The organism is Haloferax sp. YSSS75, assembly GCF_046764215.1.
GTDB lineage: Archaea > Halobacteriota > Halobacteria > Halobacteriales > Haloferacaceae > Haloferax.
Genome location: NZ_CP177206.1, coordinates 1,328,341 through 1,350,875, shown reverse-complemented (window position 1 = coordinate 1,350,875; position 22,535 = coordinate 1,328,341). Strand labels below are relative to the sequence as shown.

Below are 22,535 nucleotides of genomic sequence, written 5' to 3'. Positions count from 1 at the left end.
CACACCGCGTAACCGACCGCCGACCGGCACGGTTTTTATCATGGTTGTGCACATCCTCGGATATGACCGGTCTCTACTACGAAGAGTTCGACGTGGGCCAGACCATCGAACACGAGAAGCGCCGTACCGTCTCGGAGTCAGACAACCAGCAGTTCTGCGACATGACGATGAACCAGCAACCGCTCCACCTCGACGCGGAGTTCGCCGCCGACACCCAGTTCGGCGAGCGGTTGGTCAACGGTCTCTACACGATGAGTCTCGCAGTGGGACTCTCCGTTCCGGACACCACCGACGGAACCATCGTCGCCAACCTGAGTTACGACGACGTCTCCCACCCGAATCCGGTGTTCCACGGCGACACGCTCCGGGCGCAAACGACGGTACTCGACAAGCGCGAGACGTCGGACGGCGAACGCGGCATCGTGACGATGAACGTCGAGGTGTTCAATCAGCACGACGACTTAGTCTGTGAGTTCGAACGCACTGCGCTCTCGCTGAAGAAAGCGAACGTCGAGTCGGCGTGAGTCGTCGCGTTCGACTGGTCTCTCCGCAGTTCTACGCCTCTCTCGGCAGGTCTACACCGTTCTCCGCAGGTCTTTCTGTGTTCCGTCGCTAGGGAGGACATGGACTTCGATGGCCTCCTCGAACGTCTCTCACTGGCCGCCGAGCGTGCGCCGCCACCGCTCACGATTGCGCGAGTGAGTCTCGGCTTGATGGTATTCACCGCTGGCGTCCACAAACTCATCGACCCGGTGGCGTGGACTGTCTACGTCGTCTCGTGGCTTGCGCCACTGCTCGTCGTCACCCCTGTCACGTTCATGCTCGTCAACGGCGTCCTCGAAATCGGGTTCGGGGCGGCCATCCTCGCAGACAGGTACACTACCGTCGCGAGCGCTGTCGCCGCCGTCTCGCTCACGGCGACAGTCCTGTATCTCGCCGTGGTCTTCGTCGTCGAAGGTGGCGCGTTCGGTGACGTTCTCGCTCGCGACGTCGGACTCGCGGGACTCGCCTGGGCCGTCTTCGCCGACGCAGTTCGCCGGGCTACCCGAACATCGTGATGAGGATGAGTTGCGTATTCATGAGGCCTGCGACACCCCACGGGACGGCGACACCGATTGGAATCGCCGCGCGATACTTGTTCGGGAGGACGACCCACGCGACGAGTGCGACAGCGAGGACGACTGACTTCAGAAACAAGAGGGCACCCACGGGGCCGAAACTCGGGATGAGTGCGAGGACGACGGGGTTCAGTTCGGCCAACCCTCGGCCGAGGCCGTAGAGCGTCGTCAGTACGTCGAGCACCAACGCGAGCATCGTCACCACCCACAGCACGTTGTCGTCACTGACGACGTGCGAGAGGAGTGATTGCCGGGCTTCGACCGGCGGGGACCCGTGGCTCATTATCGGCGCATCGGCATGCGACAGGTGTTCTTGGGTGGCTACCATCCTCAGTATCGACTGCATACTCCAATTATCGTGAATATATCCGCCAGAAAAACAGAAGGTTAACCTAGAGAATCGTGCCGTGTTTCTTGTCCGGCAGCGACTTTTCGACGGACGCGTAGAACTCGAAGCGGTTCACGAGTTCGTCGCGGAGGTTCGACGGCGGGACGATGTCGTCGATGACGACTTCACTCGCCATCCGGTGGACGTCGATATCCTCGCGGTACTCCTCGCGGAGTTCGTCTTCACGTTGCTTTCGTTCCTCCGGGTCGTCGATAGCGCCGAGTTTGTTCGCGTAGACGGCGTTGATAGCGGCCTCCGGTCCCATGATACCGATTTCGCCCGACGGGAGTGCGATGACGCTGTCGGGATCGTACGCGGGGCCACCCATCGCGTAGATGCCTGCGCCGTAGGCCTTGCGCACGATGACCGTCTGCTTGGGAACCGTCGCGGACGACGTGGCGTAGATGAACTTCTTACCTTTCTCCAAGATAGCGTCTTTCTCGACTTGCGACCCGGCCATGAACCCCGGCGTGTCACAGAGGTAGAGCAGCGGAATCTCGTAGGCGTCGCAGGTCCAGATGAACTCGGCGGCCTTCTCTGCGGCGTCGGGGAAGATAGCACCCGAGCGTTCTGTGGGTTGGTTGGCGACGATGCCGACCGGTCGGCCGTCGATTTTGGCGAACGCGGTGACGATTTCCTTCCCATAGTCGGGCTTGAGTTCGAAGACGGATTCGGCGTCGACGATGCGCTCTATCAGGTCGTGAACGTCGTAGGGGCGGTTCGGTGACTCCGGGATGAGTTCGTCGATGCCGTCGGGTGAAAACCGCGGTGGCTTCGGTTCCGACCGGGGTGGTTTCTCGCCCGCTTTGTCGGGGAGGTACGTGATGAGTTGGGCGACGAGTTCGCGGGCGTGTGCTTCGTCGCGGGCGACGAGGTCGGCGCTTCCGGACTCCTGTGCGTGCATCTGTGCCCCGCCGAGGTCCTGCATCGATATCTCCTCGCCGGTGACCATCTTCACCATCCGCGGCGAGGCGATTGCCATCGCGGACATGCCTTCGACCATGATGGTGAAGTCGGCGAAGACCGGTGTGTACGCCGCACCGGCGATACACGGCCCGTAGAGCACACAGATTTGCGGGACGTAGCCCGAGAGCATCGAGTGGTTGTAGTAGTACTTCCCGATACCTTCGCGGTTGGCGAAGAAACCGGACTGCTGGTCGATTCGCCCGCCTGAGGAGTCCATCAGATACAACACCGGTTTCCCGGTCTTGAGTGCGCGCTGCTGCATTCGGAGGAACTTCTCGACGCCGCGGCGGGCCATCGACCCCGCTTTCACCGTGAAATCGTTCGCCATGAAGTGGAGGTCACGGCCCTCGAACGCCGCAGCACCGGTGAGGAGGCCATCACCGGGGAGTCGCGTATTCGGGTCTGCGTCGTCGACTTCGGGCGAGTTCTCGTGCCACGAGTCGAAGTTGGCGAACTTGCCGTCTTCGAACTTCAACCCCTTGGGGAACCACAGGTCGAGACGGTCACGAACGAACAACTTGCCCGACTCGGGGAGTCGGTCTTTGTACTTCTGCGGGCCGCCACCGAGGATGTCGGCAATCTCCTCGCGGAGTTTCTCCTCGCGCTCCGTCGGGCCCATATCGTCGTCGAGCGGGAAGGTGTCCGCAGGTGGTTCGGCGTTCGCGACGGCTTCCTCGCCATCGCCGACGAACACGTCGACGTCGGTTGCGAGATGTCGTGCGAGTGCACTCGCGATGGCTTCGGCCTCTTCGCCAGTCGCGCCGTCACCGATTCTGACCTTCATACCTTGGGATGCGACAGCGCATTCAAAATGGTTTTCCATGCACGATTTGCCACCTGTCCGAAACAGGCATGTGTCAGCGACGAAACGCTCCTGTCGTGTCCCCTCCACCGACTCACCGCCCGGGAGGCACTCGATAGCGAATCGCTGTCTGTTCCGGAGTCGAACGAGGCGCTCGTCTCGTCTCGGCGTGCGACTCTCGACGCACTCCAGCAAGCGCGTTCGAACGTCGGTGGTCCAATCGAGCAAACGTGCATTCGGGACGCCCGGTTCGAGGCGGTACGCGGTGACTGTGACCTAGAGAACGTCACCAACGAAGCGCGGAGAAACGGAGTCCGAGCAACCGAGTTTGCGACACAGGCGTACGCTCACTACGTCGCCGCGCAGCACCTCGCAACTGCGGCAAAGCCGACGGCTACGAGACTCGTTGGGGCCGTCGAAAACAAACTCGGTCGGTAGGTGAGAGTGAGTCAGTCCAGTGCCGCTTCGAGTTTCGCGACGAGTTCGGTGTTACCGATGTGGAGTGGGGTGCGTGCGTGGAGGTCCGGTTTGTCGACGTCGAGAAGGGACTTCGTCCCGTCCGAGGACGCGCCCCCCGCGGTTTCGAGGACGTAGCCGATGGGATAGCCTTCGAACTGGACACGGAGTTTGCCTTCTGGTGCCCCTTCGAGGGCGGGATAGCTGAAGATGCCGCCGTAGGTGAGAATCTGGTTCACGTCGCCAATCATGGACCCGCCGTAGCGGAGTTTGCGAGAGGCGTCCTGTTCGACGTCGCGGGCGAAGGCTTCGAAGTCGTCCGGCCAGTTGGGGACGCGACCACCGAACCCGTAGACGCTACCGTCTTCGGGCAGGGAGATGTCTTCGCGGACGAGTTCGTAGCTCGCGTCGTCGTGGATGACGTACTCGTCGACGGTGCCGCCACGGGCGATAATCATCGTCATGACGGGGCCGTAGAGCACGTAGCCGGCAGCGACGATGTCGCGGCCGTGTGCCGGAAGCGGCGCGTCGTAGACGGCGAAAATCGTCCCCATCGTGTTGTTCGGTTTGAGGTTCGACGAACCGTCGAGTGGGTCGACGGCGACCGAAAGCGTTCCGTTGCCGACGTCTATCGTCTCGGGTCGCTCTTCGCTCGCGTACTCACCGACACCGTCGAGGCCACCGAGTCGCTCACAGAGCAAGTCGTCGGCGAAGACGTCGGCGGCCATCTGTGTCTCTCCACTGGGATTCTGCGCTTCCGAGGCGACACGACGGCCGGGAAGCCCCGTCCGAATCTCGGGGGACGTGGTTGCGATGACGTCCACCACCTCGTCGATGGTCTGCGTGTCGCGGGCGGAGTCTGCGGTGTTGACGTCTTTCGTCGCCATCACAGACACCTCTCGGAAGACAGACGAGACGAACGCGCTGTGGTTCTGGTGGGTCGTGACCGGGAGGCTATCGGGAACGTGGGGACCACCTGTGAACGGGCGATGGACGTGTCGGCACCGGGCATGATGTGGTTCAAAATGGTGTAACCAGATATATAAAAACTGTGTATGGGTGCTAGGTTCCCAAGGTACCGAATTTGGACATTAGAGAGTTCCTAAACGAATATTGCGGGAGATTCTCAACCGAATATATCTTACTACTCAGATAGTAAACTTTGGGACTCGGGGACGACTCTCCGGAGTCACTTCGTCGCGTCTTGCGCCTGTGCCTTCCACTCGCGGATGGTCGCTTCGTCTGCTTCCAGCGCATCGGCGACGTGTTCCGGGTCCGACGTCGCGAGGCGGCGAACCGACCGGACCCCTGCCTCGGCGAGGAGTTCGGCGTCTTCTTCGTCGATACCGTCGAGCGTGGTGAGTGGCGTCGGTTTCGACCGCTCGCGCCACGCCGCCTCTGCGGCGACGGCGTCGCCGGACCCGTCGGCAGTCGTGCCATCGGTCCTGCGCGGCGACCAGTCGCCCGACGACGGCCCGGGCGAACCGGTCGTCCGGGAGGTGTCGTCGTTCGCAGTCGAACCCGACGGCGTCCAGTCGCCGTCCCGAGTCGCCCCGTCGTTCGTGGTGGCGCTCGACTCTCCACTCGGCGTCCAGTCACCCGACTGTGTGTCGTCGTCGCCACCCCAACCACTTGAACTCGCTTTCACCCACGCGCGTTCGTCGTCACCGAGTCCGCGAACCTGCGTCGAACGGCGGTCGAGGTCGTCGCCCGAGTTGAACGACCAGGCCAGCGAATGCCAGCGACGAATCTTCGCCGCGACACCCGGATTGACTCCCGCCTGTACGAGGTCACGGTAGCACACGTCGCCGTCGACGATGGACTCCACTTCGATATCCGCCGCCGCCAGCGACTCCTCCGTCGCCGGCCCGATGAACTTCAGGTCCTGCAGTTCTTCCGGGACCGGGTCGGTTTCAGATTCAGCGTGCGGTTTCAGTATGTGGTCTATCGCTTCGTCGGTGTCCTTTGGGTGGTTCCCGTCCTGCTCGTCGGTCTCTTTCAGGTATTCTTCGTCCGGTTCGTCAGTGTCCGTTGAGTGCTCTTTGCCCGGTTCGTCAGTGTCCGTTGAGTGCTCTTTGCCCGGTTCGTCAGTATCCGTTGGGTGCGCCTCCCCCTCGTTTGCCCCGTCCCGCGCGCCCGTGTCATTCTCGCCAGTCACCGTTGTCTGAGACCATTTCGGGACAGAACTTGATTGTTTCCGTGAAAGTCACGAATTTGTCATTATTCTGGACGGGTCGGCAACTTTTACCTTATCGCCTCGCGGAGTCCAGCGCATGCGAGGACTCAACGAAATCGAGACGGTCGGCGTCGTCGGCGCAGGGACGATGGGGAACGGAATCGCACAGGTCGCTGCGATGTCGGGGTACGACGTCGTCATGCGTGACCTCGAACCCGAGTACGTCGAACGTGGCCTCTCGGCCATCGACGACAGTCTCTCGCGGTTCGTCTCGAAAGACAAACTGAGCGAATCGGAGGCCGAGGCGACGAAAGACCGAATCACGGGGACGACAGCGTTCTCTGACCTCGCGGACTGTGACTTCGTGGTCGAAGCGGCCGTCGAGAACATGGACGTCAAGCAGGACATCTTCGCGGACCTCGACGACACCCTTCCCGAAGACGTGATTCTCGGGACGAACACGAGTACGCTGTCGATTACGACCATCGCCTCGGCGACTGACCGACCCGAACAGGTCGTCGGCCTCCACTTCATGAACCCGGTTCCCATCATGAAGGGCGTCGAAGTCGTCCGCGGCGAGAAGACAGACCCGGCAGTCGTCGAGTTCGCCCACGAGTTCTCCGAGGACCTCGGCAAGGAGACGTGGGAGTCCGACGACAAACCCGGATTCGTCACCAACCGCATCCTCATGCCGTGGCTGAACGAAGGCATCCGCGCCTACGACGAAGGCGTCGCCTCGAAGGAGGATATCGACCGCGGGATGACGCTCGGGACGAACGTCCCGATGGGCCCGCTCACGCTTGCGGACCACATCGGCCTCGACATCTGTCTGGACGCCTCTGAGACGCTCTTCGAGGAACTCGGGGACCGCTACAAACCGGCGTATCTGCTCAAGCGAAAAGTCGCCGCCGGTGACCTCGGCAAGAAGACGGGCAAAGGCTTCTACGAGTACGAATAACGACTGCACAGACCGACAGACTATCTCTTCTTGCGGTACTGCATTACGCCCGCCCCCGCGACACCGACGACGAGAAACACCCCACCGATACCTGCCAACGCCAGTGCCAACCCGGTCACGATTTCGACGCCACCGCTGACGACGTAGGCGAGAATCGCGCCGGCGAAGAAGATGGCGGCGACGAACCCCCCGACGAAGAGGACGAACGTGGGTGTGAGATAGTCGTCTGCGGGCATACGACTCGATTCGTAACCGAGGGACGAAACTGTTGTCCTGCGGAGAGGACCAATCTCAATTTTGAAATCCCGCGCGAACCCTTTTATCCCAGTACGCGTGAAGGTCTGCCAATGATAACGGTCGAGAACCTGCGGAAGACCTACGGCGACTTCCCCGCCGTCGTGGGCAGTGATTTCTCGGTCGAGTCTGGCGAAGTGTTCGGCATCGTCGGTCCCAACGGTGCGGGCAAGACGACGACGCTGAAGATGCTCGCCGGCCTCGTCGAACCTACCTCGGGGAACGCGGAGGTCCTCGGATTCGACCCCGAAGACCCCGCGATGCGTCGAAAACTCGGCTTCCTCCCCGAGGAGTCGCCGCTCTACGAGGATATGACGCCCCGGTCGTATCTCCGATTCTTCGCTGACCTCTACGACGTGCCTCGCGACGTGGCAGACGAACGAACCGGCGAAGTCCTCGACAGACTGGACCTCGAATACCGTGACAGACGCCTCGGCGACATGTCGAAGGGGATGAAACGGAAGGTGGCAATCGCCCGTTCGCTCGTCAACGACCCCGACTTGCTCATCTACGACGAACCCGCCAGTGGACTCGACCCGCTGACGACGAACGTCGTCTTAGAGTTCGTCCGTGAACTTCGCGACGAGGGAAAGACCGTCGTCTTCAGCGCCCACAACCTGTTTCACGTCGAGTCGGTCTGTGACCGCGTCGTCATCCTCAACCGCGGTGAGATAATCGCCCGCGGGACGGTCCCCGAGATTCGGGCGGAACACGGCGAGACGACGTATCACGTCTACACGACGGTCGAACTCCCGGCCACGGACGACTATCCTGCGACGGAACCCGAAGGCGACCGATTCGTCGCGGAGGTAGACGACATGGATGCCGTCGAAGCACTCCGTGACGCCGCCGAGTCCGCCGGCGGGCGCGTCGCGGACATCCGAACCGACGAAGCGTCACTCGAAGATATCTTCCTGCGCCTCGCGCGCGAGTCGCCGGCCACGAGTGTCGCCGAAGGGGGCCGTGGTCGGTCGTGACGGACCGAGAGTCCGCATCGGAGTCGATAGAGCCCATTCGCACACGAGTCGTCGCGCACCTTCGTGCAGTACTCCGAATCGCTCGGTGGGAGGTGTCGCGCTCCGCCGGCACGGTAGACCGCAAAACAGTCGTCCTCGGACTGGTCGCAGTGCTCGTCGCCGGTGGTATCGCCGCCGGTGCCGTCGGAAGCGGTGTCGCCATCGACCAGAACCTCTACCGCGTCGGCATCGCGTCCGATAGCCCGTACTACGATGCCGTCGAACAGTCGCCGGTTCTGGAACCACACCCGATTTCGAACGCCGACGTGGAAATCGTCGTGAGCGAGACACACGTCTCGGTCAAAGATACACAGACCAGTCGCGCCGCGTATCAGACCTTCCGCGAGGCGGTCCAATCGTACAACGAACGCCAGATGCGACTCGAAGCGAACCAATCTGCGGCGTTTCCAGTGGTCGTCACCCTCCAGTACAGAGAACGTGGGGCGCTGGTCCCAGCGGGAAGCAGAGTCGACGGTGGGTCTGGTGACGGCGGCGGGACTGCCGGTGGAGGGGCCGATTCGTCGAACACGGGAGGGGCCGACTCGTCGGCAGGGAGTACAGACGAGACGGGCGGAGTGGACGTCGATTCGTCTGACGCCGCTGCTGCCGACGACGCCAATCTCGGTGGGTCGTCGCTCGGCAGTGCAGCGGGTCTCTTCGGCGGCGACACCAGCGGGTCGCCCGCGAGTATCAGTCCGCCGTTTCCCTTCGCGTCGCTCGTCCTCGCGTTCGCCTTCCTCGTTCCGATGAACTTCGTGATTCAGGCGTACGGGTCGAGCATCCTCAACGAACGCGTGAACCGTCGCGGCGAACTCTTACTGGTCGCTCCCATCGCACCGGGCGACATCGTCGCCGGAAAGACGCTCCCGTATCTCGCAGGGACTGTCGGCATCACCGTCGCCATCGCGGCGGTCATCGGTGGTGGTCTCGTCTCCGTTGCCGCCGTCATCCCCATCGGGTTGTTGTTCCTCTCGTCGACGTTCGTCGGCGCGATGTTCGCTCGTTCGTTCAAAGAACTCACCTTCGTCACCGTCACCGTCTCCGTCTTTCTGACGACGTACACGTTCGTCCCCGCTATCTTCACGAACGTGACGCCCATCGCGCTCATCTCGCCGCTGACGCTCGTCGTTCGTGACCTGGGTGGTGAGGCGATTACGCTCGGTGAGTTCGCGTTCTCCGTCGGCCCGATTCTCTTCGCCGCGCTGGTGTTGTTCCTCCTCGGCACCGGCGTCTACCGCGAAGAGGACATGTTCACACAGCGGTCGGTGCCGCTGAAGTTTCTCGACGCACTCGACAGTCGTATCTCGCGGCCCAGGTCGATTGCGACGCTCTCTGCGCTGTCGATTCCGTTCGTCTTCATCGCGGAACTGCTCGCCATCGCCGTCCTCTTCGTCCTGCCGGTGGACGTGACGGTGCCACTCGTCCTCGTCGCCGTCGCCGTCGTCGAAGAACTCGCAAAGAGCATGCACGTCTACGCCGCCTTCGAGAAGGCCCGGTTCGAGCGGACGATTCGCGTCTCGCTCCTCCTCGGTGCGCTCTCGGGCCTCGGGTTCTTCCTCGGCGAGAAGTTCACCGCTATCGTCCAACTCGTCGGCCTCCCGTCGCTCACCCTGGGACAGGCGGCGTTCGCACCGTCGGGAATCGGCCTCGCTGCCGCCGCCGGACTGCTCGTCGCACCGCTCGTCCTCCACGCCGTCACGGCGAGCGTGACGGCCCTCGGGGCGAGTCGAGGGAAGTCCGCCTACGCGTTCGCACTCGTGAGTGCCATCGGCATCCACGTCGTCTACAACCTGCAGGTGGTGAACACCCTTGGGTAGCCCACGACTCGCTATCGCACGGCGCGAACTCGGTAGTCTCCGGAAAGAAAAGACCATCGTGCTGGCGTTGGCCATCCAACTGTTCGTCGCGGCGTTCTCGTCGTTCCTCGTCGTCGGACTCGTCTCACTGTACGACCCCAGTGGGGCGAGTTATCAGGTCGACGTCGCAGTCACCGGCGACGACGAGGCGGTCACCGACCTGCTCGTGGCAATCGACGACGAATCCGGACTGGCCGGACGGCCCTATCCATCGACAGGGGCGGCGATGACCGCGTTCGAAGAACGGCAGGTGGATGCAATCGTAGAAGCCTCGACGGCCCCCGATGGGCAGATACATCTTCTCGCAGTGGCCCCCGACTCGGGTGTAGAGACGACGGCAGTGGTCGTCCGCCTCCGTGACGCCCTGCGTGCGTTCGAACGCGCCGAGCGCACCGAACGGAGCGACTCGCTTTCGACTACCCCGTTGCCGCTCCCGCCCGCGACGGAGTCGAGTCCGTACTTCAGTTTCACCTACACGGTGCTCGTTCCGCTTCTGTTGTTCCTTCCCGTCTTCATCGCCGGGTCGCTGGTCGTCGACTCACTGACCGAGGAAGTCGCACGCGGGACACTCGAACTCCTCCGAGTCGCACCCGTGAGTTTCGCTGCCGTCGTCGACGGGAAGGTGCTCGCTGCAGGCGGACTCGCCCCAGTACAGGCCATCGCGTGGATGTATCTCCTCAGACTGAACGGAACTGGCGTCGAGAACGTCGCGTGGTTGTTCGGGATGGTGGCCGGCCTCTCGGCACTCGTCGTCGCACTGGGGGCGACAGTCTCGATTAGCGCCCCTGACCGCCGTATCGCGCAGTTACTCTACTCGCTGGGCGTCCTCCTCATCTTCGCTGGGACGTCGCTCCTCCCGCTCAGTCCGGCGAATACGGCGGCGAGGTTGGCGCTCGGGACTGCTGGACTCGACGCTCGTCTGGCCGTCGTCGGCCTCCTCGTCGTGGGCGGCGTCTCGTTGGTCGGTCTCCGCGTCGTCGTCGGGCGTGTCGACCCGAACGAACTGGGGTGAGACGCGGACCCGTCACCGGAAGGCGTACAAGTCCAGAGTTCGAGGGGCGACACATGGGAATCGGAGGCACTGCGAAGAAACTCCAGAAAGTCGCAGAGATGGCCGAAGACGTCTACAAGAAGCTCAACGAACTCCGCGCGCAAATCGTCGAAGTTCGTGAAACGGTCGACGAGACCAAGCAACGCGTCGACCGTCTCGAAGCCGAAAACGCCGAACAGCGCGCGATTCTCGAAGCCCTCGCCGAAGAACAGGGCATCGACATCGACGCCGCCATCGCCAACGCCCACATCGCCGAAGCAGAGGAAGCGAAAGAAGCGGCCGAAGCGGAAGAATCGGAAGCAGCGGAGGACTCCACTGCCGCCGACGACGAGACGGCCGACAAATAACGGGGTTCTTTCCTCGCGGGTCACGGTCGAATGATAACGTTCAGGAACCGCCACGACAACTTCCCTGTATGACCACGCACCGCGAGCCCCTCGACTCGGTGGTCGACACCATCGGCGAGACGCCGCTCGTCCGGGTTCACGCGTCACCCGACGAGGTACCGGTCTACGCCAAGCTCGAGTCGTTCAACCCCGGCGCGAGCGTCAAAGACCGCATCGGGAAGTACATGCTCGAACAGATGCTGGCGTCTGGCGAACTCCCCGAGGGTGGGACTATCGTCGAACCGACGGCCGGGAACACCGGAATCGGCCTCGCCGTCGCCGCCAACCAACTCGGCATCCGCGCCGTGTTCGTCGTCCCAGAGCGCTTCAGCGTCGAGAAACAGACGCTCATGCGGGCGCTCGGTGCCGACGTGGTGAACACGCCCACCGAAGGTGGGATGGGCGGTGCCATCGACCGGGCACACCAACTCGCAGACGAACTCGACGACGCCGTCGTCCCACAGCAGTTCTCGAACCCGCTCAATCCCGACGCACACTACGAGACGACGGCCCCAGAGGTGTACGACGCACTCGACGACGAAGTCGGGGCGCTCGTCGCCGGGTGTGGGACCGCAGGGACGCTCATGGGGATGGCCCGCTACGGCCGCGAGAAACATCCCGACACGTTCGTCACCGCCGTCGAACCCGTCGGGTCGCTCTACTCGCAACTCCACGGCCGCGACGTCGAAGAGGCCGACTACAAGACCGAAGGCATCGGCACGCACGACCCGGCGACCAACGAGTTGTTCGACCCAGACGTGGTGGACGAAATCGTCCAAATCGGTGACCGAGAGACACACGCCGAGATGCAACGACTCGCCGCCGAGGAGGGGCACCTCGTCGCGTCCAGTTCCGCCGCGAACGCACTCGCTGCGCTCGACGTCGCGGAACGCGCCGCTGCCGGCGAAATCGACCTGCCGTACGACACTGTGGTGACTGTCTTCCCTGACTCCTCGGAGCGGTATCTCTCGAAGGGCGTCTACGGCGACTTCGAGTCGTGGGAAGGATAACCGCCTGCAACCCGAATTCCGGTCAGTCGACGAGGCGAGCGTGTTCGACTTTGTAACACTTGTTCTGGACGTATTCGAGGCCCGCTTCCCGGGCGCGTTTTGCGGCGTCGTCGTCGCGGATGCCGAGTTGTAGCCAAACCCCTTTCACGTCGCCGCGTTCGGACGCCCGCTCGATTGCGGCATCGACGACGGCACCGGCCTCGGACGACGGGCGAAACACGTTGACCAGGTCGATATCTTCCGGGACGTCGGCGAGCGAATCGTACGCCGTCTCACCGAGTACCTCGTCGTGATACGGGTTCACCGGGACGACTCGATACCCGTGGCGTTGCATGTACGCCGGGATTTCGTGGGCCGCCTTCCCCGGCGTTGCAGAACATCCGACGACGGCAATCGTCTCGTAATCGAGCAGTCGTCGAAGCACGTCAGGACTGGTGAGTGGCATACGAACACGAACGGAGTCGATGGCTAAAAGTCTCAGTCGACAGTGCGCCGACGGTGCAGTCTCTCTGCGGTCAGTCGCTGGCGAGTCTGACGCTCGGTGCGTCGTCTTCGGACGTGGTGATGATACCGTCGAACAGTTGTTTGATGGTGTTCATCGTCCGGTCGTCGTGTGCGTCGGCGTCGATTGCGAACAGGCCGAGGCCACCGACGCTCTGGATACGTCCGGTGAAGACGTGGAGGAAGCGAAACACCGTCTGCAGGTCGGCGTACATCAAAAGCGTCGAAAGCGAGTGGAGCATGATGCGGTTTTGCTCCAGACCCCGTTCCTGGTAGTACTCCTGGAGGACCTCGGAGAGTTTGATTCCGATTCCGGTCATGTCGACCGGTGACGAGGTGTACTTGATTCGGTCGTCGTCGCGAACCTCACCGACTCCCTGCTGTCTGGTGACGCAGTCGACGACGGAGACGGGTTTGTCGTCGTAATCGACGCGCTTGCCGAAGTCCTTGAGAACGCGTTCCGCACCGTCTTTCGTCGTGACGATGATGGCCCCTTCGCCGCCTTCGGTTCCCGTCGCGAGGATATCGAGCGCCAGCGCCCGTTTCCCGGTCAGCGGCGGTCCGCTGATAAGTAGATTCGTACCCGGTTCGACCTCGATGTCGAGGTCACCGCCAAGCTCATACATGCGAGTACCTCGGTTCACTGGTATCGACTCCGAGGAGTACTATCGCATGACGCTTCCGCTCGCCGGGGGTCATCAGATAGTACGACCATTCGGTGTGCCGGTAATATTCTTTTTGATTGGTGTGTGGAAACTTTCTGCCCTCGGTCACCTGCAGAGAACTGTCAAATGGCCGTTAGGAGCGGTGACGCTCGGCCGACGATGAACGCGAATGCGGCCAGCAACATCCCCTGTTTGAGTCGTCGTTGTGCGACACTCGGGTTCTCGAACGACTGGGCGGCGGCGAGGAGCATCACCCCGTCGGCGGGGACGACGATGCCGAGATACGCGAGGCCGAAGTCACCACGAACGAACGGCACCACACTCGCGGCGACTGCCACGACGAGGATGCCGACACCGAGCCACAGCGATGGCCGTTCGCCGACGACGATTGGGAGGGTTCGAAGCCCCTCTTCTCTGTCGCCGGCGATATCTTCGACGTCTTTGACGATTTCCCGTGTGAGCGTCGCCAGCGCGGCGAGGATACACAGGACGAGTGCGCCGAGTGGTTCGCCGATGGCCGCACCGCCGAAGAGGAACGTCGACCCGGTGAGCGCCGCGACGACGACGTTGCCCACGCCGGGGAGTCCCTTGAAGAACTCCGTGTACGCGAGGAGCGCGACGAGGTTGACCACGGCGATGGCGATGGCGACGAGTGGTAAGACGAGCGCCGACACGACGGCCCCGCCGAAGAGCGCGACGCTGAACCACTTCGCTTCGGTGGCGGTGACTGCACCCCGCGGGATGGGTCGGTCCGGTCGGTTGATACGGTCGATATCCCGGTCGAAGTAGTCGTTGACTGCGTTGCCCGCCCCCGTCGCGAACACGGTGGCGAGGATTGCGGCGACGACGGGGAGTGTGTCGCCGAACGTCGCGCCGGCGACGAACGCACCCGTGAACGTGAGGACGCCGGCGGCGATGGCGTTCCCCGGTCGGGTGAGTTCGACGAATCCGTTCGCCCGCGCTCCGATTGCCATACCGGGTAGTGTTCGGACACTCGGTATAAAACGCGCGGAGTCACCGCCGCGAATCAATTCATTTAAACATGACCGCGGCGCACGATGGAATGTAGGGCGCTTAGCTCAGTCTGGACAGAGTGCTTGGCTTCGGACCAAGTTGCCACGGGTTCAAATCCTGTAGCGCCCATGATTTTGCGAGGAACTTCGTGACGAGCTAAATCTGGGCGCGGAAGGATTTGAATCAGGGAGCGAACGCAGTGAGCGAGTGAGGTTCAAATCCTGTAGCGCCCATCCACCTTTTTACTTCGTCGGGGTCGCCTTTGGCGACCCACTCCTCGCAAAAATCTGGACCAAAAAAGAGCCGCTCATTCAGCCTTCGGCTTCATTCGCGGTGCAACAGATTTGTCCCCCGGAGGATAGTTCGTGTATCGGAGTCTTTCGACGCTCTCGTTCTACAAGACGGTGCGGGATGAGGTGACGTTCTATCGAGACTGGCACGCAGATGACGACACGGCGAGCGGCGAGTTGTTCGATGGTTCGTTGATTAACCTCGAAACGGTTGGATGCGGCTCAATATGAAGAAGTAAAACCAAGATACAATCAAGAAAATAGTGGTGAAATTATTAGTATTTCTACTATAATCATTTGTCAATGGATTCGTATATGGGGGGTTGGAAATCATTACTATTAGCAATGTATCGGGGGACAATGCATTATACGCTGGATGAAAATGACCTTGCAGAAATCAATCCTGAAATCTTAGATGAAACAGGAATGGACGAGGATGATTTTGTTGACGCATTCGATTATTTGAAGGAGAACTCACTTGTTGAGTTGAAAGACGAATTCGTTCACGAGGGAATTGAAGGATACGTTCTTTCTCAATTAGGCGTACAGATTGCCCATGAACTCTCTGTCCAACAAAGAGAAGCCGATGCGAAACGGCGTCAGGAGAGCATCAATCGTGCAATTATGCTTGCCGCAAGTGTGACGGCTATTACCTCGATATTGACTTCGTGGCCACCTCAAGGTCCAGTATTTCAACCATTTTTGCAGTCACAAGTCATCGAAGCACTTGCTCGATTTTTCAACCCAGCAGTGACAATTCTGCTGTTATTCATTGGTGCGTTTTTGCTTGTGGCTCTAATTCATGAAACAAAGAGATTGTATCGGACTCCGTAACTACGATGCCTGTTATTCTAATTTGAGATAGACCACCCAATTCCGTCGCACCCCCGAATCACGTAACCCCCAAACTCCCCACCCAACCACTCAACAACAACCTCAGCAACCCGACGATGCGCTTCGTCGTACGAAATCGACGCAGGCGAATCCCCACGCTGGCCACGATACGAACCGAACTGCGAGTGATTCATCCCTTGTATCTCGTGGAACGTCGCAGTCGGCGGTAATTGCGCCGTCGCCGCCTGGTAGTTCTCGCGGTTCAGAACGGTGTCGGCGCTCCCGGTGACGCTCAGCACGGCAATCGACTCCGTACTCAGGTCCGTGTTGCAGTAGGACGCGAACAGGAGGAGGCCCTCAACCTCGTGAGAACTGGCGTACTGGCAGGCGGCGACACCCCCGAGTGAGTGCCCGCCGACGAACCACGTCTGAATCGCTGGGTTCTGACGCTGAATCTTCGCAGCAGCATCGGGGTCGAGGAGGGCAGTGTTGAGCGGCATCTTCGGAATGAACACGGTGGCGTTCGTCTGTTTGACCACCGGCGCGAACGTACTGTAGTAGGCGTCCGGAGCGACACGGCCACCGGGATAGAACACGAGTCCGACGGACGAGTTCCCATTCGCAGGAGAGAGGACGTGCACGCCGTCGGTCGTCTCGACGGACACCTCTGGGTCGTCGACGACTGCTTGGACAGACGACGACGTGCCGTGAAACGGCAGCGAAAAGTAGAGGACTGCACCACCGGTGACGACGAGCAAAACGACGAACACGACGACGGCCACGCGGGTCCACCGACTCATACTCTCAGAAATGACGTGTCAGGTGTATAAACAGGAGGCGTTTGGAGCGCTATTCACTCCTCGCTGGTTCGATTCGTTCTCCCGTCGACCCGTCGAATTCGCCACTGCCCTCCCGGTCGTACAGCGTCACCATTCGGTCGAAGAACACGAACATGAACACCACCGATGCAATCGTCCCGGCCACCGTCCGGCCGAAGTCCTGATTCACTGCCGCACGCAACGTGTAGAGATTGACCAACCCGCCGAGCGCCGTGAGACCGAACGTCCCCGTCTCGGAGAGCACCCCGCGTTCGAGCCAAACCTGTTCGCCGAGGACGACACGCGTCCCCCACGCCTCGTCCGTCTCCGGGGGTGAGACACCTACGAGGTTCGCCCCTATCGAGAGCAGTGTCACAGCCAGAAGCGGCACACTCCGACGGTACACTGCGGCGATAAAGATAGGATACGTCGCGATGAATCCCCAGACGCTCCGTGGGTTCGCGTGCGGGGCCCAGAACACCTCGTCGACTACGTCACCGACCGTTCCTCCCTCTTTGTTCACCTGTGGTTCGGTCACCATCGGGAGGGAGATACGTCCCGCAGGTAGATAATGCGTGTTGCGACGCCGTCGCGAGCGTCGCAACACAGGCCGAATCTGCCCACAGCGTCCTCAGTTCGCCAACATCCGTTCCAAATCCATCTGCGGGTCGCCGGTCGGTCGAAGCCCGAACTTCGACGTAATCACGTTCGCGACGTCCGGGGTCAGGAACTCCGGCATCGTCGGCCCGAGGTAGATGTCCTCGACGCCGAGTGAGAACAGACCCAGCAGGATGGCGACGGCTTTCTGTTCGAACCACGAGAGCGCGATAGACAGCGGCAGGTCGTTGACACCGCAGTCGAACGCGTCCGCGAGAGCAACCGCAATCTTCACCGTCGAGATGGAGTTGCTACACTGACCGAGGTCGATGTATCGCGGAATGTCCGTCCCGGGGACCGTCTCGAAGTCCAGGTCGTTGAAGCGGAACTTCCCACAGGACGTGGTCATGATGACACAGTCTTCAGGGACAGATGCCGCGAGTTCGCGGAAGTAGTCACGTCCCGGTGTCGGCGCGTCACACCCCGCGATGACGAAGAAGCGCCGGAGGGCACCGTCTTCGACGGCGTCGATAATCTCCGGTGCCATGTCGAGGACCGTCTCGTGGTGGAATCCCGTCGAGAGCGTCTGGTCGGACTGCCAGTCTGCCGGTTCCGTCTGCTTGGCTCTCTCGATGACCGGCGTGAAGTCGTCTTCGACGGTCGGAACGTCGTCCAGTCCGGCGACACTCGTCGTGAAGACTCGGTCGTGGTACGAGTCGCGTGTCGGTTGGACACAGTTCGAGGTGCCGAGGAAGACGCCGGGGAACTCTTCGAGCAAGACGCGCTGGTCGTGCCACGCGCCGCCGACGTTCCCCTTCAGGTGGTCGTAGGCGTCGAGTTCGGGGTAGCCGTGGGCCGGCAGCATCTCGGAGTGTGTGTAGACGTTCACGCCTTCGCCCTCGCTCTGTTCGAGGAGACGCTCGAGGGCGTGTAAGTCGTGACCGGTGACGAGGATGCTCTGGCCTTCGACCTGGTTTTGCGGAACCTCGACCGGTTCGGGGACACCGAGTTCGTCGAGGTGTGCTTCGTCGAGGAGTTCCATCACGCGGATGGCCGCCGAACCCACGTCGAGTGCGACGTCCAGGTGGTCTTCGATGGAGAAGTTGACGTTCGTGAGCGTCGTGTACAGGGCCTCCTGAACCGTCGCGTCCACCTGGTCGTCGGTGTAACCCAGTGACCGGGCTTCCGTCGCGTATGCTGAAACACCCTTCAGTCCGTACAGGATGAGTTCCTGCACGCCGTTCAGGTCGGCGTCCTTCCCACAGACACCTTGTACAGTACACCCGCCATCGGGGGTCTGCTGGCACTGATTACAGAGCATACCTCCCAGTTTCCCGACCGGAAGGGTAAGTCAGAACGACGGTTCCCACCCCGCTACGATTTGGGAGAACTATTAAGCCGAACTCAACCCTTCACGGGCGAACGTCACACGAGTACACCGCCGCAGAGTACGAACGAGCACACCGCTGGCTGGTGATTCGACTCGCCGGCACGGACGCTGACTCCCCCGATACGGTCCATCACGTGTTCACTCTCGCCGCTCTGCCCACGTCGTTGGGACGTCGCTCCCGCCTTCGACAGAGAGCCGCCCTTCGAACGTCGCGAACGTCGGGTTCTGCACGAATTTGCCACCCAGCACCGTCTCACCGAGACCGAATTTCGTCGCCTCTGAGAGGAGATTCGCGGGCACCTGTGAGAAGATGGACGCCAGTTGCGACAGGTCGGACCGAGAGTTCATCCGCATCAACAGTAGGTTACTGCACTGCGAGAGGATGTTCTCTTGAATCTTGGAGGGGCGTTGTGTAGACAACAGGAGATAGAGTCCGAACTTCCGCCCCTCTGCGGCGATACTGACGACGGTGTCCGTCGATATCGCGTGCAATTCGTCGTCGGGATGTTGCGGACAGACGTTGTGCGCCTCGTCGACGACGACGAGCGTCGGCCGACGGTGGTGTCGTTCTCGCCAGAGGTGTGTCAGGACGGCGTTGGTGACGACACGCTGTTCGGCCACCGAGTCGAGCGTTCCGGTGTCGAGGACGAGACAGCGCCACTCGTCGTCTGCCAACGTGTCGACGAGCGACGACTCACCCGGCGAACACCAGACGTCCCACTCGGCCAATCCGAGATTTTCGATTCGCAAACCCAGTTGTCGCGCTTCGGCGGTGAAGTTGTGTGCGATGGCGGTCTGTACTTCGTCCCACGAATACTCCTGTTGGCCGAGTCCGTCCAGCACGTGCCAGAAGGCGTTGAACTCCGCCGGGTTGTCGAGTGGGTCGAGTTGCAGCACCGTCGCCTGTTCGGTTCGGCTGAGGTCACCGAAGCGGACCCGGAGTACCTCGTCGCTCTCGCCGGCAACTGCCTCCGGGCGATACACCGTCAGCCCCTCCGTTGCGTCCGAATACCGTTCGGACAACCGCTCGTACGCGTCTGCAGAGAGCGGGTCTGACCGAAGTCGATTGACCTCGTCTCGCGGGCGGAGTCGATTCAGGCTGACGAAGTCGGAGTTCGGGTCGAGAACGATGATTCGAAGGTCCGTCTGGAGCAGTAACTGTTCGAGGACGATACCAAGTGAGAACGTCTTCCCCGAACCGGATTGCCCACAGAGGAAGGTGTGTCGGGCGAACCCGCCTGCATCGAGTCGGACGGTTGCGTCACCGTCGACGTACGACGCCTGCCCAATCGGAAGGGTCGCACGTTCACCCGACCCGGCGAGGTAGCGACTCACCACAGACGCGTCTGCTCTCCTGATGGCGGCCCCCTGGAACGTGTCGGTATCCGACGTCGGAGAAATCGCGTCTGCAGTCACGTTGCCGAGAAGGACGCCGCTTCCTTCCAACGCAGAGACGCGCAATCGGTCTTTGACTCCCGAGAGGCCGATACCCGCCGGAAAGAGTTCCTGTCGCTCGACTTCGAGTTCGAGACCCAACTCCACTCCTTCACGCTTGACGACGTCCTTCGTGATGATTTGGCCGAGATACTGTTCGTCGTCGTCCGTCTGAATCTGGACGTAACTTCCGACCGGTAAGGAGAGCGAAAGCGGCGCTTCGTAGCTGAACGTCCGCCCGTCGATGGAGTATGCGACCTGTGGGACGTTCTGCGCTGCCTGTCGCTCCAGATACTCCTGAATCGCCCGCAGGTCACCACGGAGTTCGGCTATCTTCTGTTCGTTCAGTCCACTGTCGTCGGTTTCGTGTCCGTCCATCGGCGTTCGTCCTGTCGTACTGCTGACCGTGGGCAGTCGCGACGTCACCAGTTCGACGGCCGGCATCGACTTTGTTAGAACGAACCAAACTCACCGGCGGTTCCGTTCAGGGGACCCAAACCGATGACTCACCGGATGGTACGCCGTCGCCGTCGGTTCGAGCAACCACGCCCGTCGCGTTCACTGCACGCTGTTGGCAACCTCTCGTTCCTCCACGAACCGCTCGGTCCCTCGCTTGGCGACGAAGGGGAACAGTCGCACGACGAACAGACCAATCTTCGTTTGCCAGTCGAGCACGATGACGGGCCGCGTCGACTCGATTTTCTCGGCCAGTTTCCGTCCGACGGTTTCGGGAGCGGTCATCATCGACTCGGGATAGAGCGTCCCGGCCGACCGAGTGTTCGTGAGCGGTGGGTAGACGAGGCTACACGAGACGTTCTCGTGTCGGAGTTCCTGTTGGAGCGAACGAACGAACGCTTCGATTGCGCCCTTCGTGGAGGCGTATCCCGACAGTCCGGGGTGGCCGGCAATCGACACGCCGGAACTCACGTTGTGGATGCGTCCTTCGCCGCGAGCAAGCATGTGTGGGAGGACGGCACGAATCGTCCGCAGATACCCGAAGTAGTTCACCTCGAACTCCTCGCGAGTGTCGTCCAGCGTTCTGTCTTCGACGAACCCGTAGTTGAAAATCGCGGCATTGTTGAGGAGGATGTCGACGTGTCCCCAGTCGCTGAGGACGTCGTCGATTGCCGTCTCCACGTCGTCGTCGTTGGTCAAATCACACTGGTAGAACCTGACTCGATTCGGATGTGACGCTTGCAGTGGGCGGACGTTCGACCCGTCGATATCGAGTCCGGCGACTCTGTAGCCTCGTTCGACCAGCGCCCGGAGCGTGTGATGGCCGATTCCTTCGTTCGCGCCGGTGACGACGACGACACGCCACTCGTCTGTTCGGTTCATCCTCCTGATTACGACGCGACAGATATTGAACTCGTCTCGATGGGCGTCGCCCTCCCCGTCTGGTCACGAGAAGAACCAGTTTTTGTTCCATTTACCCAGAGGGCAAGGCTCTTGTACCCTCCAGTTAAGCCGAGGTTAGAGAATGAAACGTTGCTCGCACCCCGGGTGTGCGTGGCAGTCGATTGCCCCCTCAGCGGATGCCGCCTTGGAACAGTATGCCGAACACCTCGTGAACGCACACTCGAAGACAGTCGATGCCGACGTGCCAGACGGGATGGTCCAGATCAGGTTCAGCGAGGAGGACGAGTGGGTAACCACGACGTTCGAGGAGGCACGAGAACTCCACGACGAGGTCCACGACGACTGATTAGGCGGTCGGTATCTGTCGATTCCCGTGAGGGTCCACCTAGCATTGAGTGTCCGAATTAACTGGAAATTTAGCAGACTCCCCCGTTTTGACCGCGTCCGCACAGCGTCTCTAACTAATATCCGAGCGTCTGTCTTACAGTGTGGAGGTTAGACAACGATGGTAAAACTAGTGGCCTGTAGAGACGCGGGTTACGACTGTGACTTCGAGGTTCGCTCCGAGAACGAAGAGGAACTCATTCGATTCGTCCGAGAACACGCTCAGGACACCCATGGTGTCGGTATGTCGAGCGACGACGTACGCGGCGCGATGAAGACAGTCTAAGTCGCCGACAGGAGACTGGGGTCACCGCCGAGAGCCCAGTTCTCAGAATCGCGTTTTTTGTGACCTGCTTCGGAGAGACGCAGCTCTCGAATCGGCAGTCGGTCTGCGACGCGCCGACGACTGAGAAAAACGAGGTGGACCGGAGTCGCTACTCCTCTCGGTGTTCGACGCCCTGTTTCGAGACGTTCGACCGAGTCACGAACTCGTCCATCCACTCGGGTGCGTCGTCGTCTTTCTCTTCGGTCCACGCCCATCCTTCGTAGACGTGAATCTTGTCGGTGCCACGTTCACGGAGTTTGAGCGTCGCGTGCCCGTCTATCTCTTCTTTGCTCGGTGCCGGGTGCAGTCTCCGCGCGGCTTTCAACGCCGCTTGTCGGGGGTAGCGTCCGCTAAAGACGCTCGTCTCTTCGCCATCGTCCTCGACGAGGACGAAATTTCGCTTACCATCTTCGCGTACCATGTTCACCCGTACCACATGCTACAAAT

The 22,535-nt window shown here is 61.3% G+C and carries 26 protein-coding genes and 1 tRNA gene; 13 read left to right on the top strand and 14 right to left on the bottom strand.

The window, feature by feature from the left end; translation table 11 throughout:
* Positions 1-62 precede the first annotated feature (62 nt).
* Both ACK3R5_RS07170 and ACK3R5_RS07165 read left to right on the top strand, forming a co-directional pair.
* Entirely contained in the window at positions 63-524 is a 462-nt protein-coding gene (locus tag ACK3R5_RS07170; protein ID WP_411968510.1) for a MaoC family dehydratase, read from the top strand.
* Between the two features lie 99 nt (positions 525-623).
* Positions 624-1,058 carry a DoxX family membrane protein gene (locus ACK3R5_RS07165; protein ID WP_411968509.1) on the top strand — a complete coding sequence of 145 codons (435 nt, stop codon included), beginning with the start codon at positions 624-626 and terminating at the stop codon, positions 1,056-1,058.
* Here ACK3R5_RS07165 and ACK3R5_RS07160 read toward each other — a convergent pair.
* Both ACK3R5_RS07160 and ACK3R5_RS07155 read right to left on the bottom strand, forming a co-directional pair.
* A complete protein-coding gene (locus ACK3R5_RS07160) occupies positions 1,042-1,401 on the bottom strand; it encodes a DUF5658 family protein (RefSeq protein WP_411963375.1) in 360 nt (119 codons plus the stop codon). The two genes, ACK3R5_RS07165 and ACK3R5_RS07160, sit on opposite strands and share 17 nt — an antisense overlap.
* Positions 1,402-1,510: 109 nt before the next feature.
* Positions 1,511-3,256, bottom strand: a complete 1,746-nt coding sequence (locus tag ACK3R5_RS07155; protein ID WP_411968508.1) for an acyl-CoA carboxylase subunit beta — start codon at positions 3,254-3,256, stop codon at positions 1,511-1,513.
* A gap of 27 nt (positions 3,257-3,283) precedes the next feature.
* On the opposite strand from ACK3R5_RS07155, the gene ACK3R5_RS07150 reads away from it, so the two are divergent.
* Entirely contained in the window at positions 3,284-3,712 is a 429-nt protein-coding gene (locus ACK3R5_RS07150; RefSeq protein ID WP_411968507.1) for a hypothetical protein, read from the top strand.
* 11 nt (positions 3,713-3,723) lie between these two features.
* Here ACK3R5_RS07150 and ACK3R5_RS07145 read toward each other — a convergent pair whose 3' ends face one another.
* Positions 3,724-4,617, bottom strand: coding sequence for a class 1 fructose-bisphosphatase (locus tag ACK3R5_RS07145; RefSeq protein ID WP_411963372.1), 894 nt, complete (start codon positions 4,615-4,617; stop codon positions 3,724-3,726).
* 302 nt (positions 4,618-4,919) lie between these two features.
* The gene (locus ACK3R5_RS07140; RefSeq protein ID WP_411968506.1) at positions 4,920-5,888 is read right to left on the bottom strand and encodes a helix-hairpin-helix domain-containing protein; all 969 of its coding nucleotides are present in this window, start codon (positions 5,886-5,888) and stop codon (positions 4,920-4,922) included.
* Positions 5,889-6,003: 115 nt separating this feature from the next.
* On the opposite strand from ACK3R5_RS07140, the gene ACK3R5_RS07135 reads away from it, so the two are divergent.
* On the top strand, positions 6,004-6,864 hold the full coding sequence (locus tag ACK3R5_RS07135) for a 3-hydroxyacyl-CoA dehydrogenase family protein (protein WP_411968505.1): 861 nt from the start codon (positions 6,004-6,006) through the stop codon (positions 6,862-6,864).
* A gap of 20 nt (positions 6,865-6,884) precedes the next feature.
* Here ACK3R5_RS07135 and ACK3R5_RS07130 read toward each other — a convergent pair whose 3' ends face one another.
* Positions 6,885-7,100 (bottom strand): hypothetical protein, encoded by a 216-nt coding sequence (locus tag ACK3R5_RS07130; RefSeq protein ID WP_411963369.1) that lies wholly within the window; start codon positions 7,098-7,100, stop codon positions 6,885-6,887.
* Between the two features lie 111 nt (positions 7,101-7,211).
* On the opposite strand from ACK3R5_RS07130, the gene ACK3R5_RS07125 reads away from it, so the two are divergent.
* The 5 genes from ACK3R5_RS07125 (at position 7,212) to ACK3R5_RS07105 (ending at position 12,477) form a co-directional block, all read left to right on the top strand.
* Positions 7,212-8,135: an ATP-binding cassette domain-containing protein gene (locus ACK3R5_RS07125; protein ID WP_411968504.1), complete on the top strand. Its 924-nt coding sequence runs from the start codon at positions 7,212-7,214 to the stop codon at positions 8,133-8,135.
* Positions 8,136-8,161: 26 nt separating this feature from the next.
* A complete protein-coding gene (locus ACK3R5_RS07120; RefSeq protein WP_411968644.1) occupies positions 8,162-9,991 on the top strand; it encodes a PrsW family intramembrane metalloprotease in 1,830 nt (609 codons plus the stop codon).
* Positions 9,984-11,042 carry an ABC transporter permease gene (locus tag ACK3R5_RS07115; RefSeq protein ID WP_411968503.1) on the top strand — a complete coding sequence of 353 codons (1,059 nt, stop codon included), beginning with the start codon at positions 9,984-9,986 and terminating at the stop codon, positions 11,040-11,042. Before ACK3R5_RS07120 ends, ACK3R5_RS07115 begins: the two co-directional genes overlap by 8 nt.
* Before the next feature lie 53 nt (positions 11,043-11,095).
* Positions 11,096-11,428 (top strand): DUF5798 family protein, encoded by a 333-nt coding sequence (locus tag ACK3R5_RS07110; RefSeq protein WP_411963365.1) that lies wholly within the window; start codon positions 11,096-11,098, stop codon positions 11,426-11,428.
* Between the two features lie 68 nt (positions 11,429-11,496).
* On the top strand, positions 11,497-12,477 hold the full coding sequence (locus ACK3R5_RS07105; RefSeq protein WP_411963364.1) for a PLP-dependent cysteine synthase family protein: 981 nt from the start codon (positions 11,497-11,499) through the stop codon (positions 12,475-12,477).
* Positions 12,478-12,499: 22 nt separating this feature from the next.
* Here the strand turns inward: ACK3R5_RS07105 and ACK3R5_RS07100 are convergent, their stop codons facing one another.
* From ACK3R5_RS07100 to ACK3R5_RS07090, 3 genes are all read right to left on the bottom strand, one after another.
* The gene (locus ACK3R5_RS07100; protein WP_411968502.1) at positions 12,500-12,922 is read right to left on the bottom strand and encodes a CoA-binding protein; all 423 of its coding nucleotides are present in this window, start codon (positions 12,920-12,922) and stop codon (positions 12,500-12,502) included.
* 70 nt (positions 12,923-12,992) lie between these two features.
* Positions 12,993-13,604, bottom strand: a complete 612-nt coding sequence (locus ACK3R5_RS07095) for an RAD55 family ATPase (protein ID WP_411963362.1) — start codon at positions 13,602-13,604, stop codon at positions 12,993-12,995.
* Between the two features lie 161 nt (positions 13,605-13,765).
* Positions 13,766-14,617, bottom strand: coding sequence for a geranylgeranylglycerol-phosphate geranylgeranyltransferase (locus tag ACK3R5_RS07090; RefSeq protein ID WP_411963361.1), 852 nt, complete (start codon positions 14,615-14,617; stop codon positions 13,766-13,768).
* A 94-nt stretch (positions 14,618-14,711) separates the two neighbouring features.
* On the opposite strand from ACK3R5_RS07090, the gene ACK3R5_RS07085 reads away from it, so the two are divergent.
* Positions 14,712-14,786: transfer RNA gene (locus ACK3R5_RS07085), tRNA-Arg, on the top strand.
* Between the two features lie 464 nt (positions 14,787-15,250).
* Entirely contained in the window at positions 15,251-15,781 is a 531-nt protein-coding gene (locus tag ACK3R5_RS07080) for a hypothetical protein (protein ID WP_411968501.1), read from the top strand.
* A 17-nt stretch (positions 15,782-15,798) separates the two neighbouring features.
* On the opposite strand, the gene ACK3R5_RS07075 is transcribed toward ACK3R5_RS07080, so the two are convergent.
* From ACK3R5_RS07075 to ACK3R5_RS07055, 5 genes are all read right to left on the bottom strand, one after another.
* The gene (locus tag ACK3R5_RS07075) at positions 15,799-16,581 is read right to left on the bottom strand and encodes an alpha/beta hydrolase (protein ID WP_411968500.1); all 783 of its coding nucleotides are present in this window, start codon (positions 16,579-16,581) and stop codon (positions 15,799-15,801) included.
* Between the two features lie 49 nt (positions 16,582-16,630).
* Positions 16,631-17,140 (bottom strand): DUF6653 family protein, encoded by a 510-nt coding sequence (locus ACK3R5_RS07070; RefSeq protein ID WP_411968499.1) that lies wholly within the window; start codon positions 17,138-17,140, stop codon positions 16,631-16,633.
* Between the two features lie 90 nt (positions 17,141-17,230).
* On the bottom strand, positions 17,231-18,517 hold the full coding sequence (hcp, locus tag ACK3R5_RS07065; RefSeq protein WP_411968498.1) for a hydroxylamine reductase: 1,287 nt from the start codon (positions 18,515-18,517) through the stop codon (positions 17,231-17,233).
* A gap of 207 nt (positions 18,518-18,724) precedes the next feature.
* Positions 18,725-20,398 (bottom strand): ATP-binding protein, encoded by a 1,674-nt coding sequence (locus ACK3R5_RS07060; RefSeq protein WP_411968497.1) that lies wholly within the window; start codon positions 20,396-20,398, stop codon positions 18,725-18,727.
* 180 nt (positions 20,399-20,578) lie between these two features.
* Positions 20,579-21,358 carry an SDR family NAD(P)-dependent oxidoreductase gene (locus tag ACK3R5_RS07055; RefSeq protein ID WP_411968496.1) on the bottom strand — a complete coding sequence of 260 codons (780 nt, stop codon included), beginning with the start codon at positions 21,356-21,358 and terminating at the stop codon, positions 20,579-20,581.
* 142 nt (positions 21,359-21,500) lie between these two features.
* Here ACK3R5_RS07055 and ACK3R5_RS07050 point away from each other — a divergent pair, with 142 nt between their 5' ends.
* Both ACK3R5_RS07050 and ACK3R5_RS07045 read left to right on the top strand, forming a co-directional pair.
* Entirely contained in the window at positions 21,501-21,725 is a 225-nt protein-coding gene (locus ACK3R5_RS07050) for a hypothetical protein (protein ID WP_411963353.1), read from the top strand.
* A 159-nt stretch (positions 21,726-21,884) separates the two neighbouring features.
* On the top strand, positions 21,885-22,049 hold the full coding sequence (locus ACK3R5_RS07045) for a DUF1059 domain-containing protein (RefSeq protein ID WP_411963352.1): 165 nt from the start codon (positions 21,885-21,887) through the stop codon (positions 22,047-22,049).
* 148 nt (positions 22,050-22,197) lie between these two features.
* Here the strand turns inward: ACK3R5_RS07045 and ACK3R5_RS07040 are convergent, their stop codons facing one another.
* Positions 22,198-22,509, bottom strand: coding sequence for a non-histone chromosomal MC1 family protein (locus ACK3R5_RS07040; protein WP_411963351.1), 312 nt, complete (start codon positions 22,507-22,509; stop codon positions 22,198-22,200).
* Between the last annotated feature and the right edge of the window lie 26 nt (positions 22,510-22,535).